This is a genomic window from Pseudomonas sp. 7SR1, assembly GCF_900156465.1.
Taxonomy (GTDB): domain Bacteria; phylum Pseudomonadota; class Gammaproteobacteria; order Pseudomonadales; family Pseudomonadaceae; genus Aquipseudomonas.
This window is the reverse complement of the sequence record NZ_LT707064.1, coordinates 2,697,170-2,714,656: the sequence shown is the minus strand read 5'-3', so window position 1 is coordinate 2,714,656 and position 17,487 is coordinate 2,697,170. Positions and strand designations below refer to the sequence as shown.

The window sequence follows — 17,487 nt, the reverse complement described above, 5'->3', positions numbered from 1 at the left end:
ATCCGCAGTGGGTTGGATGGGGGCTTTTTCGTCCTGGGCCTTGTACGAAAAGCGCCTGCGCGACATTTCATAAAAAACCTAATGAAACGACTCCCACTCACGACTTCCGGCTTTTCTAAAGGAAACAATGTAAGCGCTCGGAATCGGAGTGATGAACGTTACTTCAACCGTCATGGGTGGAATCATCGCGACGAAGTTGGCTTGATCGAGCGTGTCATTGCTCATCAGTAAACGAGCGTCCAACCTTCCTTTCGGGACAAACTTGAAAGGCTTGTCGATCCCCAGTGTCTGTTGATCGACGCTCCGCTCTTCCAACCCCGGAATCTCCATTCGGTACAGATAGTTCCGGGTGTCACCATATCCCCCCGAGTCCTCATCCATCCCTGTGGACACATAACCGGGAACAGGGCTCCTGACGTGTTCATTTGCCAGGGTATTAAAGCCCTTCGTCATCAATGCCTCTCTGAACTCCTGTTTGATTTTCAGCCCTCGATTATCCCTGGGGAAAAAACCACCTGCCCTACGTATTTCATCTGGAGAGCGGTTGTCCCCTCGCATAACGATAATATTCCCCGCCTGGGTTATCGTTAATGCGTGCGAACCAACCAGCAGCTGGCTCCCGACATGGGGCGAGAGCGATCCCGTCGGCCGGATCGATTCAGGGTGCACTGTGGATACTTTTCCTACCGGAAGAAACGCTTCCATAGAAGATACCTGGACTCGCGCTGTCCGCTGTGGGAGCTGTTTCAAGGGAGGTCTAGCTGTTCGAATCAGTGGAGCTTGCCGGACTTGCGGCAATTGATCACTGGCAGATTTGGGCGACTCGAATGCTTGCCTGATCCTGGACACGTTACTTCCATCTTTAGGCTTGCCTTCAGGTTGAGGGGCGAGTCCGTCGGTATCGAAGAACGTCACCGGATTATTTCTCACCATCCGATAAAGATTCAAACCGTCCACCTCCCCAGCCGGATCCGGACTGACCCAACGCTGCAGCCACGGCGCGTAATACCTGAACCCATAGTAATAAAGCCCCGTGGCATCGCGCTCCTTGCCTGAGTAGCGAACCGTCTTGTAGCTGACTTCGGCCTCGTCATCGCCGGCCAGATAGGCAGTCTCGCCGAACGGGTAGAAATGCTCCCGGCTGATGATCCGGGCGTCGTGGTCGAGCTCCAGGGCGATCGACCCCAAGTGATCGGAACAACTGTAGCGATAGCGGTCGTTCTCTGCGAAAGGCGGCGTGCTCTCCCAATGCAGTATCCGAACGCCGTCGAGTCCGCCTCGGGCAGCGATGACCTGCAATGACTCGCCGTTGCCGCTGTCGGCGCGCAGTTCCAGCCCCGGCAGGTAACGCACCTCGGCGACCAGCGTGCGACTCGCGGTTTGCAGGGTACGAAGCTTGCGCACCCGTTGACCATCTCCTGCGTAGACATACCGCTCGCTATCATCGAGACCCGACGCCCGGGCTATGGGGGTGACCGAACCCAACTGGTTACGCAGGTCCCAGGCCAAGGAACGTCCCGGCTCCCGTTCCAGCCAATTGCCTCGCGCATCGAATGCCGCGTCGATCTCCTCCTCCGTCGGCGGCACACCATTACGGTATGGCAGGCCACGATTGCTGTGGCGGGCCACCTTCATCTGCTGTCCGTGATTCTGCGCACCGACATGGGTCAATTCCACCAAATTGCCGCCTTCATCGTAGCGGTAGGTCTGCCGGTAATTGCTGACTGCCGCCGGATCGCCGTGCCCCATGGACTCGGGCCCCTGGCTTGGGGCGCCCGCTTCCCATCCCGTGGCCTGGCTCAACTGATAGAGCGTGTCGTAGACGAAACGGCTGACGGGCTCGATCCGCTGGTTGGCGAAATAACGCACCGGCTGGGCCTTGTCTTCGATGCTCAGGACGTTGCCCATGGGATCGTAGGCATACTCCAGGTCCTGCAAGACCCGGTCGCCGTGTCGAACGCTGCGCGTCACCAAGCGACCATCCTCGGGACTATAGGCGAGCCGGGTCCGCACAGCGTTGCCGGCGGTTTGCTCTTCGACCTGCCCTTCGGCGCTGTAACGGATATCCCTCACCAGGGATTGCCACTGGCTCTGGCCCCGTAGCAACAGCTGGCTGCCAGCCATCCTTCCATCCACGGCCAGCGTCTGCCGCTGCCGATTGCCCCTGGCATCGACCTGCTCCAGCACATCGCCCTGCGGACCCAGGCGCCACGTCGTCAGGAACCCATCGCCAGGTTCAAGCAACGGCTCACGATCGGCTTCCCGTTCCGGCCAATCGGGAATGACCGCGTCGAGGGTAAAACGGCGCTCCTGGGCAAGGCGTTGACCGCCGAGGGAAAACGACGTCGACAGCACGGTTCCCGCCGGATCGTCATGACGAACCAGTTGGCCGTGCTGGTTGTGATCGCCATCGCCCTGGCCCGGATCACCATATTTCATGCGCTCGACGCACCGACGCGGTTGGCCGGCCCCCTGCTCGAACACTGCCACAAGGCGCAGCGAGTGATCGTAGGCGATTTCCCGTTGGGTGCCCCGGCCATCCCAACTGCGCAGGTTTTCGCTGGCGAGCCCAGGCAGATCGACCTGTCGGCCCGCGTCGACGCTGGTCGTGAGCAGCACGGTCGAGGACAGCGAATAAACCACCGAAAGGTTGGCGGGGGTCGCTTCATCCTCCTGTCGCAGGGCCCACAAGCGTGGGTCCCATTGCTCGACCAGGCGCCCCGCCGTATCGATGCGGCTGCGGTTGATGCGTCGGTGCGCCGGTCCCCGCTCGAGGGTGCGGCAATAATCGACCGAACGGACCGGCAAGCGTCGCGGATCAACAGCAATCAACCTCGGGGTCCCCTGATCCATGCTCATCGTTCGGTCTCCTGGCCAAAGCCGCCTGCGCCTTCGCCATCTAACAAGGGGGCGCACAGCGCTGCCTACTGTCAGATATAAGAGTGACGACCAGTGGATCGGCAGGGCAGAGAATATCCATGCCCCGAGCCCTCCGGTAGGATGTGGCTACGCTATCGGAGGCTTCGAACATGCTTATTGGCGTCTTGCTGGTCATTACCTGGCTGATCCTGCTGCTGCGCTACCCTGCCAAGGCACTGCCGGTGTCCTTGGCGGCGTTTGTCGGCCTGGGGCTGGTGGCCGCCTGGGTGATCTGGCAGGAAAACCGCGAGACCCGGCAACTGGCACGCCTGGAGCTGCGCCTTGCCTACGCTCCGGAACACTGCCCCGCCGACCGCCCGCTGCTGCTGAAACTCAAGAACGGCAACGACGTACCATTGGTCGAGCTGGGCTGGCGGGTCGCGGCCTATGCACCCGGCGACACCATCAACCTGGCCGACACCCCGTACAATGCACCGCGCTACCACGGACCCGGCCAGTTGCAGCCCGGTGCCGACTGGCAGGATTGCCTGCCCCTGCCCCCGCTGCGTCCCGGCTATCGCCCGCAGACGCTGGAGTTTCGTGCCGAGCGATTGCACGGCAGCTTCTCCGATTGAGCCACTTCCCTCTTTTTCTGCACAAGGAACGCGCCATGCCCGTTGCGTTGATTACCGGATGTTCAAGCGGCATCGGCCGCGCCCTCGCCGATGCCTTCAAGGCTGCCGGATACCAGGTCTGGGCCAGCGCCCGCAAGGCTGAGGACGTCGCAGCGCTCAGCGCCGCCGGCTTCACCGCCGTCCAGCTGGACGTGAACGACGGCCAGGCGCTGGAGCAATTGAGCGAACGGATCAACCAGCAGCACGGCGGCCTCGATGTGCTGGTCAACAATGCCGGCTACGGCGCCATGGGCCCGTTGCTGGACGGCGGTGTGCCCGCCTTGCAGCGCCAGTTCGAAACGAATGTGTTCGCCATCGTCGGCGTGACCCGCGCGCTGTTCCCGGTGCTGCGCCGGGCCAGGGGCCTGGTGGTGAACATCGGCAGTGTTTCCGGTGTGCTGGTCACACCGTTCGCTGGCGCCTATTGCGCCTCCAAGGCCGCGGTGCACGCCTTGAGCGACGCGCTGCGCATGGAACTGGCGCCGTTCGGTATCCGCGTCATGGAAGTCCAACCCGGCGCCATCGCTTCGAGTTTCGCCAGGAATGCCGGCCATGAAGCCGAACAGTTGATCAACGAGCAATCACCCTGGTGGCCCCTGCGCGACGGTATCCGCGCCCGGACCAAGGCGTCCCAGGACAAGCCGACCCCGGCCGGCGAATTCGCCGGCGGGCTGCTCAAGGCCGTGCAACAACCCAGGCCTGCCCGCTTGCTGCGCCTGGGCAATGGCAGCCGGACCCTGCCGCTGATGGCTGGCTTACTGCCCAAGGGGTTGCTGGAGAAGGTGTTGATGAAGCGGTTTGGGCTGGGTAGAACACTGTAGATGCGAAAGCGACAACAGGCGCTTTGTAGCAAGGGGATCGGGCCGCACACAAAACCCGTGCCCACTGGAAATCCAATGTGGGAGCGAGCTTGCTCGCGATGGCGGCCTCACCTTCAACATCGTCGCAAGCCAACACTCCGCTTGCGCGGGCAAGCCCGTTCCCACAGGGCTTAGCGGTGAAGAATGGGCTCACCCTGCGGCTCGACCACCACCGTACACGTCATCCCCGCCGCCAGCAGCACGCCATCAGGCACTTCATCAAGATGAATCCGCACCGGCACCCGCTGGGCCAGGCGCACCCAGTTGAAGGTCGGGTTGACGTCGGCCACCAGTTCCCGGCTTGCCGGGTTGTCGCGGTCGTAGATGCCACGGGAAATGCTTTCCACGTGCCCCTTGAGCAGCTCCCCGCTCATCAACTGCAATTGGGCCGGATCGCCGATGCGGACCTTGGGCAGCTTGGTTTCTTCGAAGAAGCCATAGACCCAGAACGAGTTCATGTCCACCACCGCCATCTTCGCCTCGCCGATACGGGCATAGTCGCCACGGTGCACGTTGAGGTTGGTGACATAGCCGTCCACCGCGGCACGCACCTCGGTGCGCGACAGGTTCAGCTCGGCCGCCTCCAGTTGCGCCTGGGCGTGCTGGTAGTCGGCCAGGGCCGAATCGGCGATGTTGCTGGCGTCATCGCGGTTTTCCCGGGAGATCACCAGGCTGTCCAGGTCCGCGCGACGATGAGCGTTGACCTTGCGCATTTCCCAGGTGGCCTTGCGCGACGCCACCAGGGAACGAGCCTGCTTGACTGCGATGCGATAGTGCTCGGGATCGATACGCATCAACAGGTCACCTTTGCTCACCCGCTGGTTGTCGCGCACGGGCACATCGACCACTTCGCCGCTGACATCGGCGGCGACGTTGATGATGTCGGCCCGCACCCGTCCATCGCGGGTCCAGGGCGTGTCCATGTAGTGCACCCATAGCGTACGGCCGACCCACAGCGCCAAGGCCAGTACCAACAGCGTCGCCAGCAGGCTGAAGAATTTTTTCATCGCATCGATCTCAACGGTAGACCGTCAGCGCCAGCGCGCCGAACAGGCAGGTAAACAGACTCAGGCGCAGCAGCGCCGGGTGCCAGAAGAAGCGGTACAGATCCATGCCCGAGAGGAAGCGATCCAGGGCCCAGGCCAGTGCGGCGGCGATGAAGAACATCAGGGTCATGGTGGGCATGTAGACGCCATGGAAGGCGATTTCACGAGGCATGGTCAGGGTCCTGGGACAGCGGGGCGGCATGCGACATGGCATAGCCGGCCAATGGCGATTGCGGGTCCAGCAAGGAAGTACGGATGAAATGCAGGTAACTCTTCACCCGGCGCAGGGCCGATGTGTCGAAGTGCGGCGCGAACGGTTCATCGGTGGCCTGGACGCGACCGATCGCCTGGTCCACTGCCACCAGGGCACGCTCCAGATTGTTCTGGCACGGCTGGCGGAACAGCCTCACCAGGGCTCGTCCCATCACGCGGATCGCCTGGCGCCACGGTTGGGTTTCGGCGTAGGCCGGATGCACCGGCAGGATCGCCTGTTCCTTGCGTAATTCGATGATCGCGTGCCCGACCTCCAGCACCACCAACATCCAGCGCAGCAAGTCCCGCTGCACCTGGGGCTGCCCCGCTGCCAGCCCATAGGCCTGATGCAGCAGATCTCGGGTACGACTTTCGAAGCCCGATGCCAGCCCCTTGAGCCGGCCGCTGATGGCGAACACAACTTGCTCGCGCAGGTCCTGTTCGAGCCGGCGCCACAGCCAGCGACTGTTGGGCGGCAGAATGATCGCCCCGGCAGCGGCACACACCAGCATGCCGAGAATCATCGCGATGTAGTCGTTGATGAAGGTGTAGGGGTTGTACACCGTCAGGTTGTCGGGCACCGAGCCCGTGCAGAAAAAGATCAGCAACCCGAGCCCGACCCCGGCGTATTGCGGTCGCGAACCGAGAAACGAACCCAGCATGAGCACCGGTGCCAGCACCATGCAGAGCAAAGGGAAACCGTCGATCAACGGGAAGATGAAGAACATCTCGACGAAACCCACCAGTGCCCCGAGCAAAGTGCCACAGGCCATCTGGAATGCCATGCGCTTGGGGTTCGGCGTCGCCGCCGACAAGCCCACCGTGGCCGCGGCGATCATGGTCATGGTCGCCCCGCTCGGCCAGGCCGTGGCGACCCAATAGCTGCCCAGCACCAGCAGAATGAACGCGGCGCGAAACCCTGATGCCAGGGCCGCGAGCCAGTTGGTCCGCGGCACATACGGCTCGTCCCAGCGCTCGCGTTCGTGGTGGTGATCCACCAGTGAAGCGTGGGTCAGGGCATAGCCATGCAAATCGTCGACAAATCGGTAGAGCAACTCGTAGGCCGTGTGGAAATCCAGCAACTGCGCCTCACTCGGCCCCGTTTCCTGGAACAGTGCCCGCAAGCGACGCACCTGTGCCGGCAGCTGGGCCTTGTACTCGGCCAAGGCCACCACCAGCCGCGCGGCGTCAGCGTCGGTCAGGGCCCGGGCGCTGAAGCTGTCCAGCAGTTCGGCCAGGTTGTTCAGGCCTGGCTTGATGGCGCTCACTACATGGTCGGCCGCACTGTCGCGCAGTCGTTCAAGCAACTGGTGCAAGGCATTGAAGCGCGTGGTGATGCCCATGAACTCGCTGTTCAGCCGGCTGAGCCGACCGTTGCGCCGACGCATGTGCGGATCCTCGAACACGGTCACGCTGCGCAGGCTCTCCAGCCCCACGGCCTCGGCGATGAAACGCACGTTGCCGGCCTCGAATGCCTCCTGCCTGCTGCGTCCACGCAGACCGTCGGTGACGAACAGGGCAAACACTGCGAAGCGCTGGTACAAGGCGTTGCGCATGGCGGCGCTGGCGGTTTGCGGCAGGATCGCGGCGCTGACCAGGGTGGAACAGAGGATACCCAGGGAAATTTCCAGCACCCGCCAGACCGCCGCCATGAACGCCCCTTCCGGATGGGCCAGGGCAGGCAGGCCGATCATCGCCGCGGTATAGCCGGCCAGCACGAAACCGTAGGCCCTGAAGTTGCGCGAACGTGTCGCCCCCGCCGTACAGAAACCGACCCAGATCGTCAGGCAGCCCAAAAACCATTCGGTGTTCTGGGCAAACAAGGCGATCAGCGCCACCATCACCGCCGAACCGGCCAGGGTCCCGAGGAAGCGGTAGAAACTCTTGGCGAACACCTGGCCGCTCTGGGGCTGCATGACGATGAACACCGTGATCATGGCCGTGCGCGGTTGCGGCAGTTCCAGGCGCATCGCCAGCCACAGAGTCAGGAACGCGGCGAACAGCACCTTGAATATGTAGACCCAGGTCACCCCGTCGCTGCGGGCCCAGTCGAAAAAACCGCGGCGCCATTCGAGGCGATGCAGCCAGCGCCATGAGGCGCGCAAGGAAGTCATCGAGGCAGGCTCACCGGTCCAATGCGCCAAGAATGGCCGGAGCCGGGGTCGGGCGTGTCGCCGCGGCGGCCGGCGTATCGTTGCCTGCTTCCAGCCCGCCCCCCAATGCCGTCACGAGGTCGGCATGGGCGCTCAGGCGCGCCGCCTCCACCTGCTGCTGGATCTGCTGTTGCCTGAATAGCAGGCTCTGGGCGTTGAGCACGCTGAGGTAGTCGGTGAGCCCGCGCTGGAACGCCACCAGGGCGATGTCGTAGGTACGCTGCGCGGCCGCCACCGATTCGGCCGCGAACGCCTGTTGCCTGTCCATGGACTCGCGACGGATCAACTGGTCGGAAAGGCCCTTCAGCGCGTTCACCAGCGTCTGGTTATAGTGCGCCACGGCGATGTCATAACCGGCTGCGGCCTCTCCCAATTGTGCGCGCAGGCGCCCACCGTCGAAAATCGGCAACGACAGGGCCGGCCCGACGCTGTAGGTGAGTTTCTTGCCCGTCAGGAACTCCAGCGCCCCGCCGCCGGTGGCCATGTAGCCAAGGCTGCCCACCAGATCGACGTTGGGATAGAACCCGGCACGGGCCACATCGATACCCCTGGCCTGGGCCGCCACCTGCCAGCGCCCGGCAACCACATCGGGACGCTGGCCGAGCAGTTCGGCGGGCAGCGCCGACGGCAGCTTCAAGGGTGCACCAAGGGCCAGGGTCGGCCGTTGCAATCGCGCGCCCTCTCCCGGCCCCTTGCCCGCCAGCGCCGCCAATTGATTGCGACTCAGGGCAATGGCTTCATCGAGGGCGTCGAGCTGGCGATGGGTTTCCGGCAGGGGCGCCTGGGCCTGGCTGACTTCGAAGTGAGTGCCGATGCCGCCGTCCAGGCGTTTTCGGGCCAGCTCGAGGATCTGCTCCTGCTGGTGCAGCGTCGCGGCGACGATATCGCGCTGAGCGTAATGCAGCGACAACTGGATATAGGCGTGCACGACATTGTTCTGCAATTCCAGCTGCGCCTGCCGTGCCTGCGCCACGCTCATGTGGGCCAGGTCGACGGCCTGTTCGCTGGCATTGCGCTCCCGGCCCCACAGGTCCAGGGCGTAGCTCAAGCCCAAGCCGGCATTGTTGTCCCAGGTGGTGGTATTGGCCAGCTCGCCAGGGCCGTAGAACTGGTCGGTGGGCCAGTCGTGCCGCTTGAGATTCGCCTGGCCATTGATCTGCAGGGACTCGGCGGCCTCGGCGACCCCGGCCAGGGCCCTGGCCTGACGCACCCGGGCCACCGCCATCGCCAGGCTCGGGCTGCCTTGCAGCGCGAGGTCGACCCAACGATCCAGTTGCCGATCGCCGTAGGCTTTCCACCACTGTCGGGTCGGCCAATGGGCGTCCCGGGCGGCTTCGCGGATCACGGCATCGGTGGCCAGCCCATTGGCCGGCAAGGCCTCGCCCTGGGGGGCAATCCCTCCCGTCCCGATGCAACCGCCAATGACTGACGCCAAAACCCAAACACTGAGAGTCTTCAGCTCTCTGCTGATGCAACGCGGCACTTGCACAAAATTCCTGAGGGGGGCATGACGACGAGAATGGCGGCCTGTTGACGCAGACTTGTGGGAGCGAGCTTGCTCGCGAAGGCGTCCGGACATTCAATTCAAATGTCGAATGAGACGACCTTATCGCGAGCAAGCTCGCTCCCACAGGTGTCCACAAGGTCCCGCTCCTGCTTTGGCGGCAATTCTAGGCAGGGCGTCGAGCGGCGATAAGCCGACCTTTCTGTGATTCTTTGTTACCGTTAACGCGATAATCCATTAGTCGGGGTCCCTTCGCGCTGTAACTTCATGTCACAATTTGCCACCTCCCAAGAGAACCGTTCATGGACACCTTGCAAAACATGCGTGCGTTCTGCTGTGTTGCCGAAGCCGGCAGTTTCACCGCCGCCGCCGGGCAACTCGACACCACCACAGCCAACGTCTCGCGTGCGGTTTCCAACCTGGAAGCCCATCTGCAAACCCGCCTGCTCAACCGCACCACTCGCCGTATCGCCCTGACCGAGGCCGGCAAGCGCTACCTGCTGCGCTGCGAGCAGATCCTGGCCTACGTCGAGGAAGCCGAAGCCGAGGCCAGCGATGCCCACGCCCGCCCGGCGGGGCAGCTGAAAGTCCATACCATGACCGGTATCGGCCAGCATTTCGTGATCGACGCCATCGCCCGTTATCGCAAGACACACCCGGACGTGACCTTCGACCTGACCCTGGCCAACCGCGTACCGGATATCCTCGACGAGGGCTACGACGTCTCTATCGTGCTGGCCAGCGAACTGCCGGATTCAGGCTTCGTCTCCCAGCGCCTGGGGATCACCTACAGCATCGTCTGCGCCTCGCCCGCCTATGTGAAGGCCAGCGGCTGCCCGCAAAAACCCAGCGACCTGCTCAACCACGCCTGCCTGCGCCTGGTCAGTCCGGTCATTCCGCTGGAGAAGTGGGTGTTCGATGGCCCTGAAGGCCAGGAGATGGTCACCATCAATCAGTCACCGTTCCTGGTGAACTCCGCCGACGCCATGAAAACCGCCATTACCAGCGGCATGGGCGTGGGGGTATTGCCGGTATATGCCGCCATCGAAGGCCTGCGCAACGGCACGCTGGTGCGGGTCATGCCCAACTATCGCTCCCAGGAACTGAACCTGTACGCCATCTATCCTTCGCGCCAATACCTGGATGCGAAGATCAAGACCTGGGTCGAGTATTTGCGAGGCTCGCTGCCGGAAATCCTGGCGGCGCATCAAGCCGAGCTGACCGCCTACGAACTGAGCGGCAGCCTGGCGGGGGCACGGGGGCCCCATTGAGCTCCCCCGCCCGTTCGGCTCAGCGCTTGCCCATCGAACGACGGGTACCGGGAGGCGCGGCTCCGGGGGTCTTGGTATGACCGTCCTTCACGCCGTTCTTGTACCACGGCAATTGGCCGGCCCCTTTGGCCGCGGCCAGTTCACCGGGCTTGAACGGGAATTTGAAGGCCGGGATGGCCGCCTTGGCGTCGGCGGTAGCGGTAACGTCGCCGGCAGGCGAGTCCAGCTGGTGGTCGCTCGGGCGCTCGTCCGCGGACGAGGGTGTCGGGGAAGTCATGTAAGGCTCCGGGAAAATGCATGCGAGTCGGCCCCGCTCACAGGGCGCGAGGCGGCAGTATACCTGCCCGTTGGCGAACGCACCGGGCCGTTTCAATAGGCATGGATACGTGTCTGACAGGAATCCGGGACGAAACTGACACGCCCGTCAGCTAGCCGTCACCTTCCTGACCGTCTCGCAACGCTATATAAGAAACATAAAAATCCCTTCGTCCGAACCGGCTTCCCACATTCATGCACATCCAGAAAAAAACCGTCCTGCTTGTCGCACTGCTGGCCGCCCTGGCGGCACTTGTCCTCTGGTTTGTCATGAAGCCCGTCACCGCCAGGCCCGGTGCTCCCGCCGCCGTTCCAGTGCGGGTGATCAGCGTGGAGCGAAAGGATGTCCCACGCTTCGCCAGAGGCATCGGCACGGTGCTGTCGCTGCACAGCGTGGTGATCCGTCCCCAGGTGGACGGCATCCTGACCCGGTTGCTGGTCAAGGAAGGGCAACGGGTCAACAAGGGGGACCTGCTGGCGACCATCGACGACCGCTCCATCCGCGCCAGCCTCGACCAGGCTCGGGCCCAGCTCGGCGAAAGCCAGGCACAGCTGGCGGTGGCCCAGGTCAATCTCAAGCGCTACAAGGCATTGAGTGTCGACGACGGCGTATCGAAACAGACCTACGACCAGCAGCAGGCCCTGGTCAACCAGCTCAAGGCCACCGCCCGGGGCAACCAGGCGGCCATCGACTCGGCCCAAGTGCAACTGTCCTATACCCAGATCCGCTCTCCGGTGACCGGTCGTGTCGGCATTCGCAACATGGATGAAGGCAACTTCCTGCGCACCAGCGACACCGAAGGCCTGTTCACCGTGACCCAGATCGACCCGATCGCGGTGGAATTCTCCCTGCCCCAGCAGATGCTGCCCACCCTGCAAAGGTTGATCGCCTCCCCCGAGCCCGCCCTGGTCAAGGCCTATATTGGCACCGATGGCGGTCAGGGAGAGCTGTTGGGCGAGGGCCGGCTGAGCCTCATCGACAACCAGATCGACGCCAATACCGGCACCCTGCGGGCCAAGGCCGAATTCAGCAACGCCGGGCAACGCCTGTGGCCCGGGCAACTGGTCACGCTGAAGATCCAGACCGCCCTGGACAAGGACGCCCTGGTGGTGCCGCCCACCGTGGTCCAGCGTGGGCTGGAGCAGCATTTCGTGTACCGGATCAAGGGCGACAAGGTCGAGAGCGTACCGGTAGTGATGGTCTACCAGGACAGCGACATGCACATCATCAAGGGGGTCGACGCCGGCGACCAACTGGTGAGCGACGGGCAATCGCGGCTCAAGCCGGGGGCCAGCATCCAGGTGCTCAGTGATCCACCGGCCCTCGCCAAGGCATCGGAGCCGCAGCCATGAAGGGTCGCGGTTCTATTTCGGCGTGGTGCATCGATCATCCAGTGGCCACGGTGCTGCTCACGTTTGCCCTGGTGCTGCTGGGGTGCATCGCCTTTCCTCGCCTGCCCGTGGCTCCGTTGCCGGAAGCGGAGTTCCCGACGATCCAGGTCAGCGCCCAATTGCCCGGCGCCAGTCCCGAAACCATGGCGTCGTCGGTGGCGACGCCGCTGGAAGTGCAATTCAGCGCCATTCCCGGCATCACCCAGATGACCTCCAGCAGCGCCCTGGGTTCGACCAACCTGACCCTGCAATTCAGTCTCGACAAGAGCATCGACACCGCCGCCCAGGAAGTGCAGGCGGCCATCAATACCGCTGCCGGCAAATTGCCCAGCGACATGCCGAACCTGCCCACCTGGCGCAAGGTCAACCCGGCCGACAGCCCCGTGCTGATCCTCAGTATCAGTTCCAGCCTGATGCCCGGCACCGAACTGAGCGACTACGTCGAAACGCTGCTCGCCCGGCAGATCAGCCAGATCGACGGCGTGGGCCAGATCTACATTACCGGCCAGCAACGTCCCGCCATCCGGGTCCAGGCTTCCGCCGACCGTCTCGCCGCCATCGGCCTGACACTGGCCGACCTGCGCGTGTCGCTCCAGCAAGCCAGCCTCAACCTGGCCAAGGGCGCGCTGTATGGCCAGTCGAGCATCTCCACCCTCTCCACCAACGACCAGTTGTTCCAGCCCGAGGAATATGGCGACCTGATCGTCTCCTACAGGAACGGCGCACCGGTGCACCTGAAGGACATCGCCCAGGTCGTCAGCGGTTCGGAGAACGCCTACGTCCAGGCCTGGTCCGACCAGGACCCCGGCGTCAACCTGGTGATCTTCCGCCAGCCGGGCGCAAACATCGTCGAGACGGTCGACCGCATCCAGGCGGCCCTGCCCACCCTGGAAGCCATGCTGCCCGCCTCGGTGCAGGTCAAGGTGATGATCGACCGGACCCAGACCATCCGCGCCTCGCTGCACGAAGTGGAAATCACCCTGCTGATCGCGGTGCTGCTGGTGGTGGCGGTGATGGCGCTGTTCCTGCGCCAGCTTTCGGCGACCCTGATTGTATCGGCGGTGCTGGGGGTGTCGCTGATCGCCAGTTTCGCCCTGATGTACGTCATGGGCTTCAGCCTGAACAACCTGACCCTGGTGGCCATCGTCATCTCGGTGGGGTTCGTGGTGGACGATGCCATCGTGGTGGTGGAGAACATCCACCGGCACCTGGAGGCCGGTGATGGCATGCGCGAGGCGGCGATCAAGGGGGCCGGGGAAATCGGCTTCACGGTGGTCTCCATCAGTTTCTCGCTGGTGGCCGCGTTCATACCGCTGCTGTTCATGGGCGGCGTGGTCGGGCGCCTGTTCAAGGAGTTTGCCCTGACCGCCACCTCGACCATCCTGATTTCGGTGGTGGTCTCCCTCACGCTGGCGCCCACCCTGGCTGCCCTGTTCATGCGCGCTCCGGTGCATGCGGCGCACCGCCACCCGGGGTTCGGCGAACGCCTGCTGGGTTGGTACGAACGGGGCCTGCGCCGGGCACTGGCCCACCAGACCCTGATGATCGGTGTCTTCGGCCTGACCCTGGCGCTGGCCGTGGTGGGTTACGTATTCATCCCCAAGGGCTTCTTCCCGGTGCAGGATACAGGCCTGGTGCTGGGCACCAGCGAAGCAGCGGCCGACGTGTCCTTCCCGGACATGGTGGCCAAGCACAAGGCCCTGGCCGAAATCGTCGCCGCCGACCCCGCGGTGCAGACCTTCTCCCATTCCGTCGGCGTTTCGGGCAACAACCAGACCATCGCCAATGGCCGCTTCTGGATCGCCCTCAAGCCACGGGGGGAGCGCGACGTATCGGCCAGCGGCTTCATCGACCGGATCAGGCCCCAATTGCTCAAGGTTCCTGGCGTGGTGCTCTACCTGCGTGCCGGGCAGGACATCAACCTCAGCTCCGGGCCCAGCCGCGCCCAGTACCAGTACGTGCTCAAGAGCAACGACGGGCCGACGCTCACGGCCTGGACGCAGAAACTCACCGACCGGTTGCGCGGCAACCCGGCGTTTCGCGACATCTCCAACGACCTGCAACTGGGCGGCAGCATCACCCATATCAACATCGACCGCAGCGCGGCGGCGCGCTTCGGCCTGACCGCCAGCGATGTCGACCAGGCCCTGTACGACGCCTTCGGCCAGCGGCAGATCAACGAATTCCAGACCGAGACCAACCAGTACAACGTCATCCTTGAGCTGGACACCCTGCAACGTGGCAAGGCCGAGAGCCTGGCGTACTTCTACCTGCGTTCGCCCCTGAGCGGAGAAATGGTGCCGCTCTCGGCCCTGGCGCGCTTCGATGCTCCCACTAACGGTCCGCTGTCCATCGCCCACGACGGCATGTTCCCGGCGGCCAACCTCTCGTTCAACCTGGCGCCCGGCGTGGCATTGGGGGACGCGGTGCGCATCCTCGAACAGACCAAGAACGAGATCGGCATGCCCGCCGCCATCACCGGCAGCTTCCAGGGTGCGGCCCAGGCCTTCCAGAGCTCCCTGGCGAGCCAGCCGTGGCTGATCCTTGCCGCGCTGGTGGCGGTGTATATCATCCTTGGCGTGCTCTACGAGAGTTTCGTGCATCCACTGACCATCATTTCCACCCTGCCCTCGGCCGGCCTCGGCGCGTTGATCATGCTCTGGCTGCTGGGCCAGGATTTTTCCATCATGGCGCTGATCGGGCTGGTGCTGCTGATCGGGATCGTCAAGAAGAACGGCATCCTGATGATCGATTTCGCCCTCGATGCCCAGCGCAACGGCGGGCTTGCCCCCCAGGAGGCGATTTTCCAGGCCTGCCTGACCCGGTTCCGCCCAATCATCATGACCACCCTGGCCGCCCTGCTGGGTGCCTTGCCGTTGATGCTCGGTTATGGCGCTGGTGCCGAGTTGCGGCAGCCCCTGGGCATCGCGGTGGTCGGCGGCCTGCTGGTCAGCCAGGCGCTGACGCTGTTCACCACACCGGTCATATACTTGTGGCTCGAGCGACTGTTCCATCGGCGCCCACTTCCACCCGGGCCCGCTTCGACAGCGGCGCTGGCGACTACAGACTGAGGCAAGGCCATGCGCGTTCTGATCATCGAAGACGAAGAGAAAACCGCGGACTACCTGCACCGCGGCCTGACCGAACAGGGCTACACCGTGGACGTGGCAGCGAACGGCGTCGAGGGGCTGCACCTGGCCCTGGAGAGCGAATACGCCGTGATCGTGCTCGATGTCATGCTGCCGGGCCTGGACGGCTTCGGCGTGCTGCGGGCCTTGCGCGCCCGCAAGCAGACACCGGTAATCATGCTCACCGCCCGGGAACGGGTCGAGGATCGCATCAAGGGCCTGCGCGACGGGGCCGACGATTACCTGGGCAAGCCGTTTTCGTTCCTGGAACTGGTGGCCCGCCTGCAGGCCCTGACCCGCCGCAGCGGGGGTCATGAACCGGTGCAGGTGAGCATCGCCGACTTGTGGATCGACCTGATCAGCCGCAAGGCCACTCGCGCCGGCCAACGCCTGGACCTGACCGCCAAGGAGTTCTCCCTGCTCAGCGTGCTGGCACGCCGCCAGGGGGAGATTCTCTCCAAGACCGCCATCGCCGAAATGGTGTGGGACATCAACTTCGACAGCGACGCCAACGTGGTGGAGGTGGCGATCAAGCGCCTGCGGGCCAAGCTGGACGGGCCGTTCGAACAGAAACTGCTGCACACCATTCGCGGAATGGGTTACGTCCTGGAGAATCGCGGTGAGTAACAGCATCGCGTTGCGACTCAGCGGCCTCTTCACACTGGTGGCCGCCGTGGTGTTCCTGCTGATCGGCGGCGCGCTTTACCAACAGGTCGAAAAAGGCCTGGGGCTGTTGCCCGAAGCCGAACTCGACGCCCGCTACAGCGTGCTGGAATCCACGGTGGGTCGCTACGGCACGCCCGAGCACTGGGTGAAGATCAACAACAAATTGCGATTGCTGGCCGAAGAAGACAAGCGCATCCACTTCTGGATCGTCAGCGGCGATCCCCGCTTCGAGTACGGCAACCCCGACGCGCAGATCCGGGCCATCACCCAAGGGCCACTGGGCAAGCACGACCTGCAGTTGCCCGGCCGGGACTACCCGATGAAGGTGCTGGTGAGCCAGTTCCCGGCCAAGGACCAGCGACCGCCGCTACGCTTCATGATCGGCATCGACACCGAAACATTCTCCCAGACCCAGCACCGCCTGTTGGTGGCGCTGGTGAGCCTGGCATGCATCGGCGTGCTGCTGGCCTCGTTGCTGGGCTACTGGGTCGCGCGCATCGGCCTCAAGCCGCTGATCAAGCTGTCCGAGGAAGCCCGGCGCCTGGCCCCGCCACGCCTCTGCGGGCGCTTGCATCTGTCGCCGCTACCACCGGAACTCGGTCAGTTCGTCAGTTCCTTCAACGCTACCCTCGACCGGGTCGAACAGGCGTACTCGCGCCTGGAGTCGTTCAACGCCGATGTCGCCCATGAACTGCGTTCGCCCCTGACCAACCTGATCGGCCAGACCCAGGTGGCCTTGACCCGCGGGCGTTCGGCCGAGCACTACTTCGAAGTGTTGCAATCGAATCTGGAGGAACTGGAACGGCTGCGCTCGATCATCAACGACATGCTGTTCCTCGCCAGCGCCGACCAGGGCAGCAAGGCGACCAAACTGACCCATGCGTCCCTGGCCGGCGAGGTCGCCACCACCCTCGACTACCTCGACTTCATCCTCGAGGACGCCCAGGTCCAGGTCCGGGTCAGCGGCGATGCCCAGGCCAACATCGAGATCGCCCATCTGCGCCGGGCACTGATCAACCTGCTGAGCAACGCCGTGCAGCATACCGCTCCGGGGCAGGTGATCGACGTGCACATCGAAGCCCTTGGCGACCAGGTCACCCTGGCCGTCACCAACCCCGGCGAACCGATCGCCGGCGAACACTTGCCGCGCCTGTTCGAACGCTTCTACCGGGTCGATGCCTCCCGCAGCAACAGCGGAGCCAATCATGGACTGGGGCTGGCCATCGTCAGGGCGATTGCACTGATGCACGGCGGGGAAGTCTTCGTGCACAGCGACCAGGGCGCCAACACCTTCGGCATCCGCTTGCCGGCCTGACATCCTCCCAAAGGCTCCCACGGCATCCAGCGCAGGCCTTTGCAGCCATTGA

13 protein-coding genes are annotated in these 17,487 nt (G+C 64.0%); 7 read left to right on the top strand and 6 right to left on the bottom strand.

Annotated features, from left to right (window positions below):
- Window positions 1–78: 78 nt before the first annotated feature.
- Window positions 79–2,859 carry an RHS repeat domain-containing protein gene (locus BW992_RS12385; protein WP_076406313.1) on the bottom strand — a complete coding sequence of 927 codons (2,781 nt, stop codon included), beginning with the start codon at window positions 2,857–2,859 and terminating at the stop codon, window positions 79–81.
- Window positions 2,860–3,029: 170 nt separating this feature from the next.
- Between BW992_RS12385 and BW992_RS12380 the strand changes: the two genes are divergently transcribed.
- Window positions 3,030–3,494: a multidrug transporter gene (locus tag BW992_RS12380; protein WP_072397046.1), complete on the top strand. Its 465-nt coding sequence runs from the start codon at window positions 3,030–3,032 to the stop codon at window positions 3,492–3,494.
- 35 nt (window positions 3,495–3,529) lie between these two features.
- A complete protein-coding gene (locus tag BW992_RS12375) occupies window positions 3,530–4,354 on the top strand; it encodes an SDR family oxidoreductase (RefSeq protein ID WP_072459364.1) in 825 nt (274 codons plus the stop codon).
- 170 nt (window positions 4,355–4,524) lie between these two features.
- On the opposite strand, the gene BW992_RS12370 is transcribed toward BW992_RS12375, so the two are convergent.
- The 4 genes from BW992_RS12370 to BW992_RS12355 are packed head-to-tail and all read right to left on the bottom strand — an operon-like array spanning window position 4,525 to window position 9,327.
- The gene (locus BW992_RS12370) at window positions 4,525–5,400 is read right to left on the bottom strand and encodes an efflux RND transporter periplasmic adaptor subunit (RefSeq protein WP_072397042.1); all 876 of its coding nucleotides are present in this window, start codon (window positions 5,398–5,400) and stop codon (window positions 4,525–4,527) included.
- Window positions 5,401–5,410: 10 nt separating this feature from the next.
- A complete protein-coding gene (locus tag BW992_RS12365; RefSeq protein WP_072397040.1) occupies window positions 5,411–5,611 on the bottom strand; it encodes a DUF1656 domain-containing protein in 201 nt (66 codons plus the stop codon).
- Window positions 5,601–7,805, bottom strand: a complete 2,205-nt coding sequence (locus tag BW992_RS12360; protein ID WP_072397038.1) for an FUSC family protein — start codon at window positions 7,803–7,805, stop codon at window positions 5,601–5,603. Before BW992_RS12360 ends, BW992_RS12365 begins: the two co-directional genes overlap by 11 nt.
- Window positions 7,806–7,815: 10 nt before the next feature.
- On the bottom strand, window positions 7,816–9,327 hold the full coding sequence (locus BW992_RS12355; RefSeq protein ID WP_072397036.1) for an efflux transporter outer membrane subunit: 1,512 nt from the start codon (window positions 9,325–9,327) through the stop codon (window positions 7,816–7,818).
- Window positions 9,328–9,650: 323 nt separating this feature from the next.
- Between BW992_RS12355 and BW992_RS12350 the strand changes: the two genes are divergently transcribed.
- Complete coding sequence (locus BW992_RS12350; protein WP_072397034.1) at window positions 9,651–10,619, top strand: LysR family transcriptional regulator; 969 nt, start codon at window positions 9,651–9,653, stop codon at window positions 10,617–10,619.
- 19 nt (window positions 10,620–10,638) lie between these two features.
- On the opposite strand, the gene BW992_RS12345 is transcribed toward BW992_RS12350, so the two are convergent.
- The gene (locus BW992_RS12345) at window positions 10,639–10,896 is read right to left on the bottom strand and encodes a hypothetical protein (protein WP_072397032.1); all 258 of its coding nucleotides are present in this window, start codon (window positions 10,894–10,896) and stop codon (window positions 10,639–10,641) included.
- A gap of 233 nt (window positions 10,897–11,129) precedes the next feature.
- Here BW992_RS12345 and BW992_RS12340 point away from each other — a divergent pair, with 233 nt between their 5' ends.
- Genes BW992_RS12340 through BW992_RS12325 form a run of 4 tightly spaced genes read left to right on the top strand, consistent with a single transcriptional unit; the run spans window position 11,130 to window position 17,435 of the window.
- Window positions 11,130–12,287, top strand: coding sequence for an efflux RND transporter periplasmic adaptor subunit (locus BW992_RS12340; RefSeq protein ID WP_076406311.1), 1,158 nt, complete (start codon window positions 11,130–11,132; stop codon window positions 12,285–12,287).
- Window positions 12,284–15,397: a multidrug efflux RND transporter permease subunit gene (locus BW992_RS12335; RefSeq protein WP_076406309.1), complete on the top strand. Its 3,114-nt coding sequence runs from the start codon at window positions 12,284–12,286 to the stop codon at window positions 15,395–15,397. The genes BW992_RS12340 and BW992_RS12335 overlap by 4 nt, the downstream gene beginning before the upstream one ends.
- A 9-nt stretch (window positions 15,398–15,406) precedes the next feature.
- Window positions 15,407–16,081: a heavy metal response regulator transcription factor gene (locus tag BW992_RS12330; RefSeq protein WP_072397026.1), complete on the top strand. Its 675-nt coding sequence runs from the start codon at window positions 15,407–15,409 to the stop codon at window positions 16,079–16,081.
- On the top strand, window positions 16,068–17,435 hold the full coding sequence (locus BW992_RS12325) for a heavy metal sensor histidine kinase (protein ID WP_072397024.1): 1,368 nt from the start codon (window positions 16,068–16,070) through the stop codon (window positions 17,433–17,435). Before BW992_RS12330 ends, BW992_RS12325 begins: the two co-directional genes overlap by 14 nt.
- Window positions 17,436–17,487: the final 52 nt, after the last annotated feature.

What these genes read in the sequence shown, in the direction of transcription:
- BW992_RS12350 (WP_072397034.1), top strand. Translation starts at nt 9,651, where the DNA reads ATGGACACCTTGCAAAACATGCGTGCGTTCTGCTGTGTTGCCGAAGCC.
- BW992_RS12385 (WP_076406313.1), bottom strand. Translation starts at nt 2,859, where the DNA reads ATGAGCATGGATCAGGGGACCCCGAGGTTGATTGCTGTTGATCCGCGA.
- BW992_RS12370 (WP_072397042.1), bottom strand. Translation starts at nt 5,400, where the DNA reads ATGAAAAAATTCTTCAGCCTGCTGGCGACGCTGTTGGTACTGGCCTTG.
- BW992_RS12345 (WP_072397032.1), bottom strand. Translation starts at nt 10,896, where the DNA reads ATGACTTCCCCGACACCCTCGTCCGCGGACGAGCGCCCGAGCGACCAC.
- BW992_RS12335 (WP_076406309.1), top strand. Translation starts at nt 12,284, where the DNA reads ATGAAGGGTCGCGGTTCTATTTCGGCGTGGTGCATCGATCATCCAGTG.
- BW992_RS12330 (WP_072397026.1), top strand. Translation starts at nt 15,407, where the DNA reads ATGCGCGTTCTGATCATCGAAGACGAAGAGAAAACCGCGGACTACCTG.
- BW992_RS12380 (WP_072397046.1), top strand. Translation starts at nt 3,030, where the DNA reads ATGCTTATTGGCGTCTTGCTGGTCATTACCTGGCTGATCCTGCTGCTG.
- BW992_RS12340 (WP_076406311.1), top strand. Translation starts at nt 11,130, where the DNA reads ATGCACATCCAGAAAAAAACCGTCCTGCTTGTCGCACTGCTGGCCGCC.
- BW992_RS12365 (WP_072397040.1), bottom strand. Translation starts at nt 5,611, where the DNA reads ATGCCTCGTGAAATCGCCTTCCATGGCGTCTACATGCCCACCATGACC.
- BW992_RS12375 (WP_072459364.1), top strand. Translation starts at nt 3,530, where the DNA reads ATGCCCGTTGCGTTGATTACCGGATGTTCAAGCGGCATCGGCCGCGCC.
- BW992_RS12360 (WP_072397038.1), bottom strand. Translation starts at nt 7,805, where the DNA reads ATGACTTCCTTGCGCGCCTCATGGCGCTGGCTGCATCGCCTCGAATGG.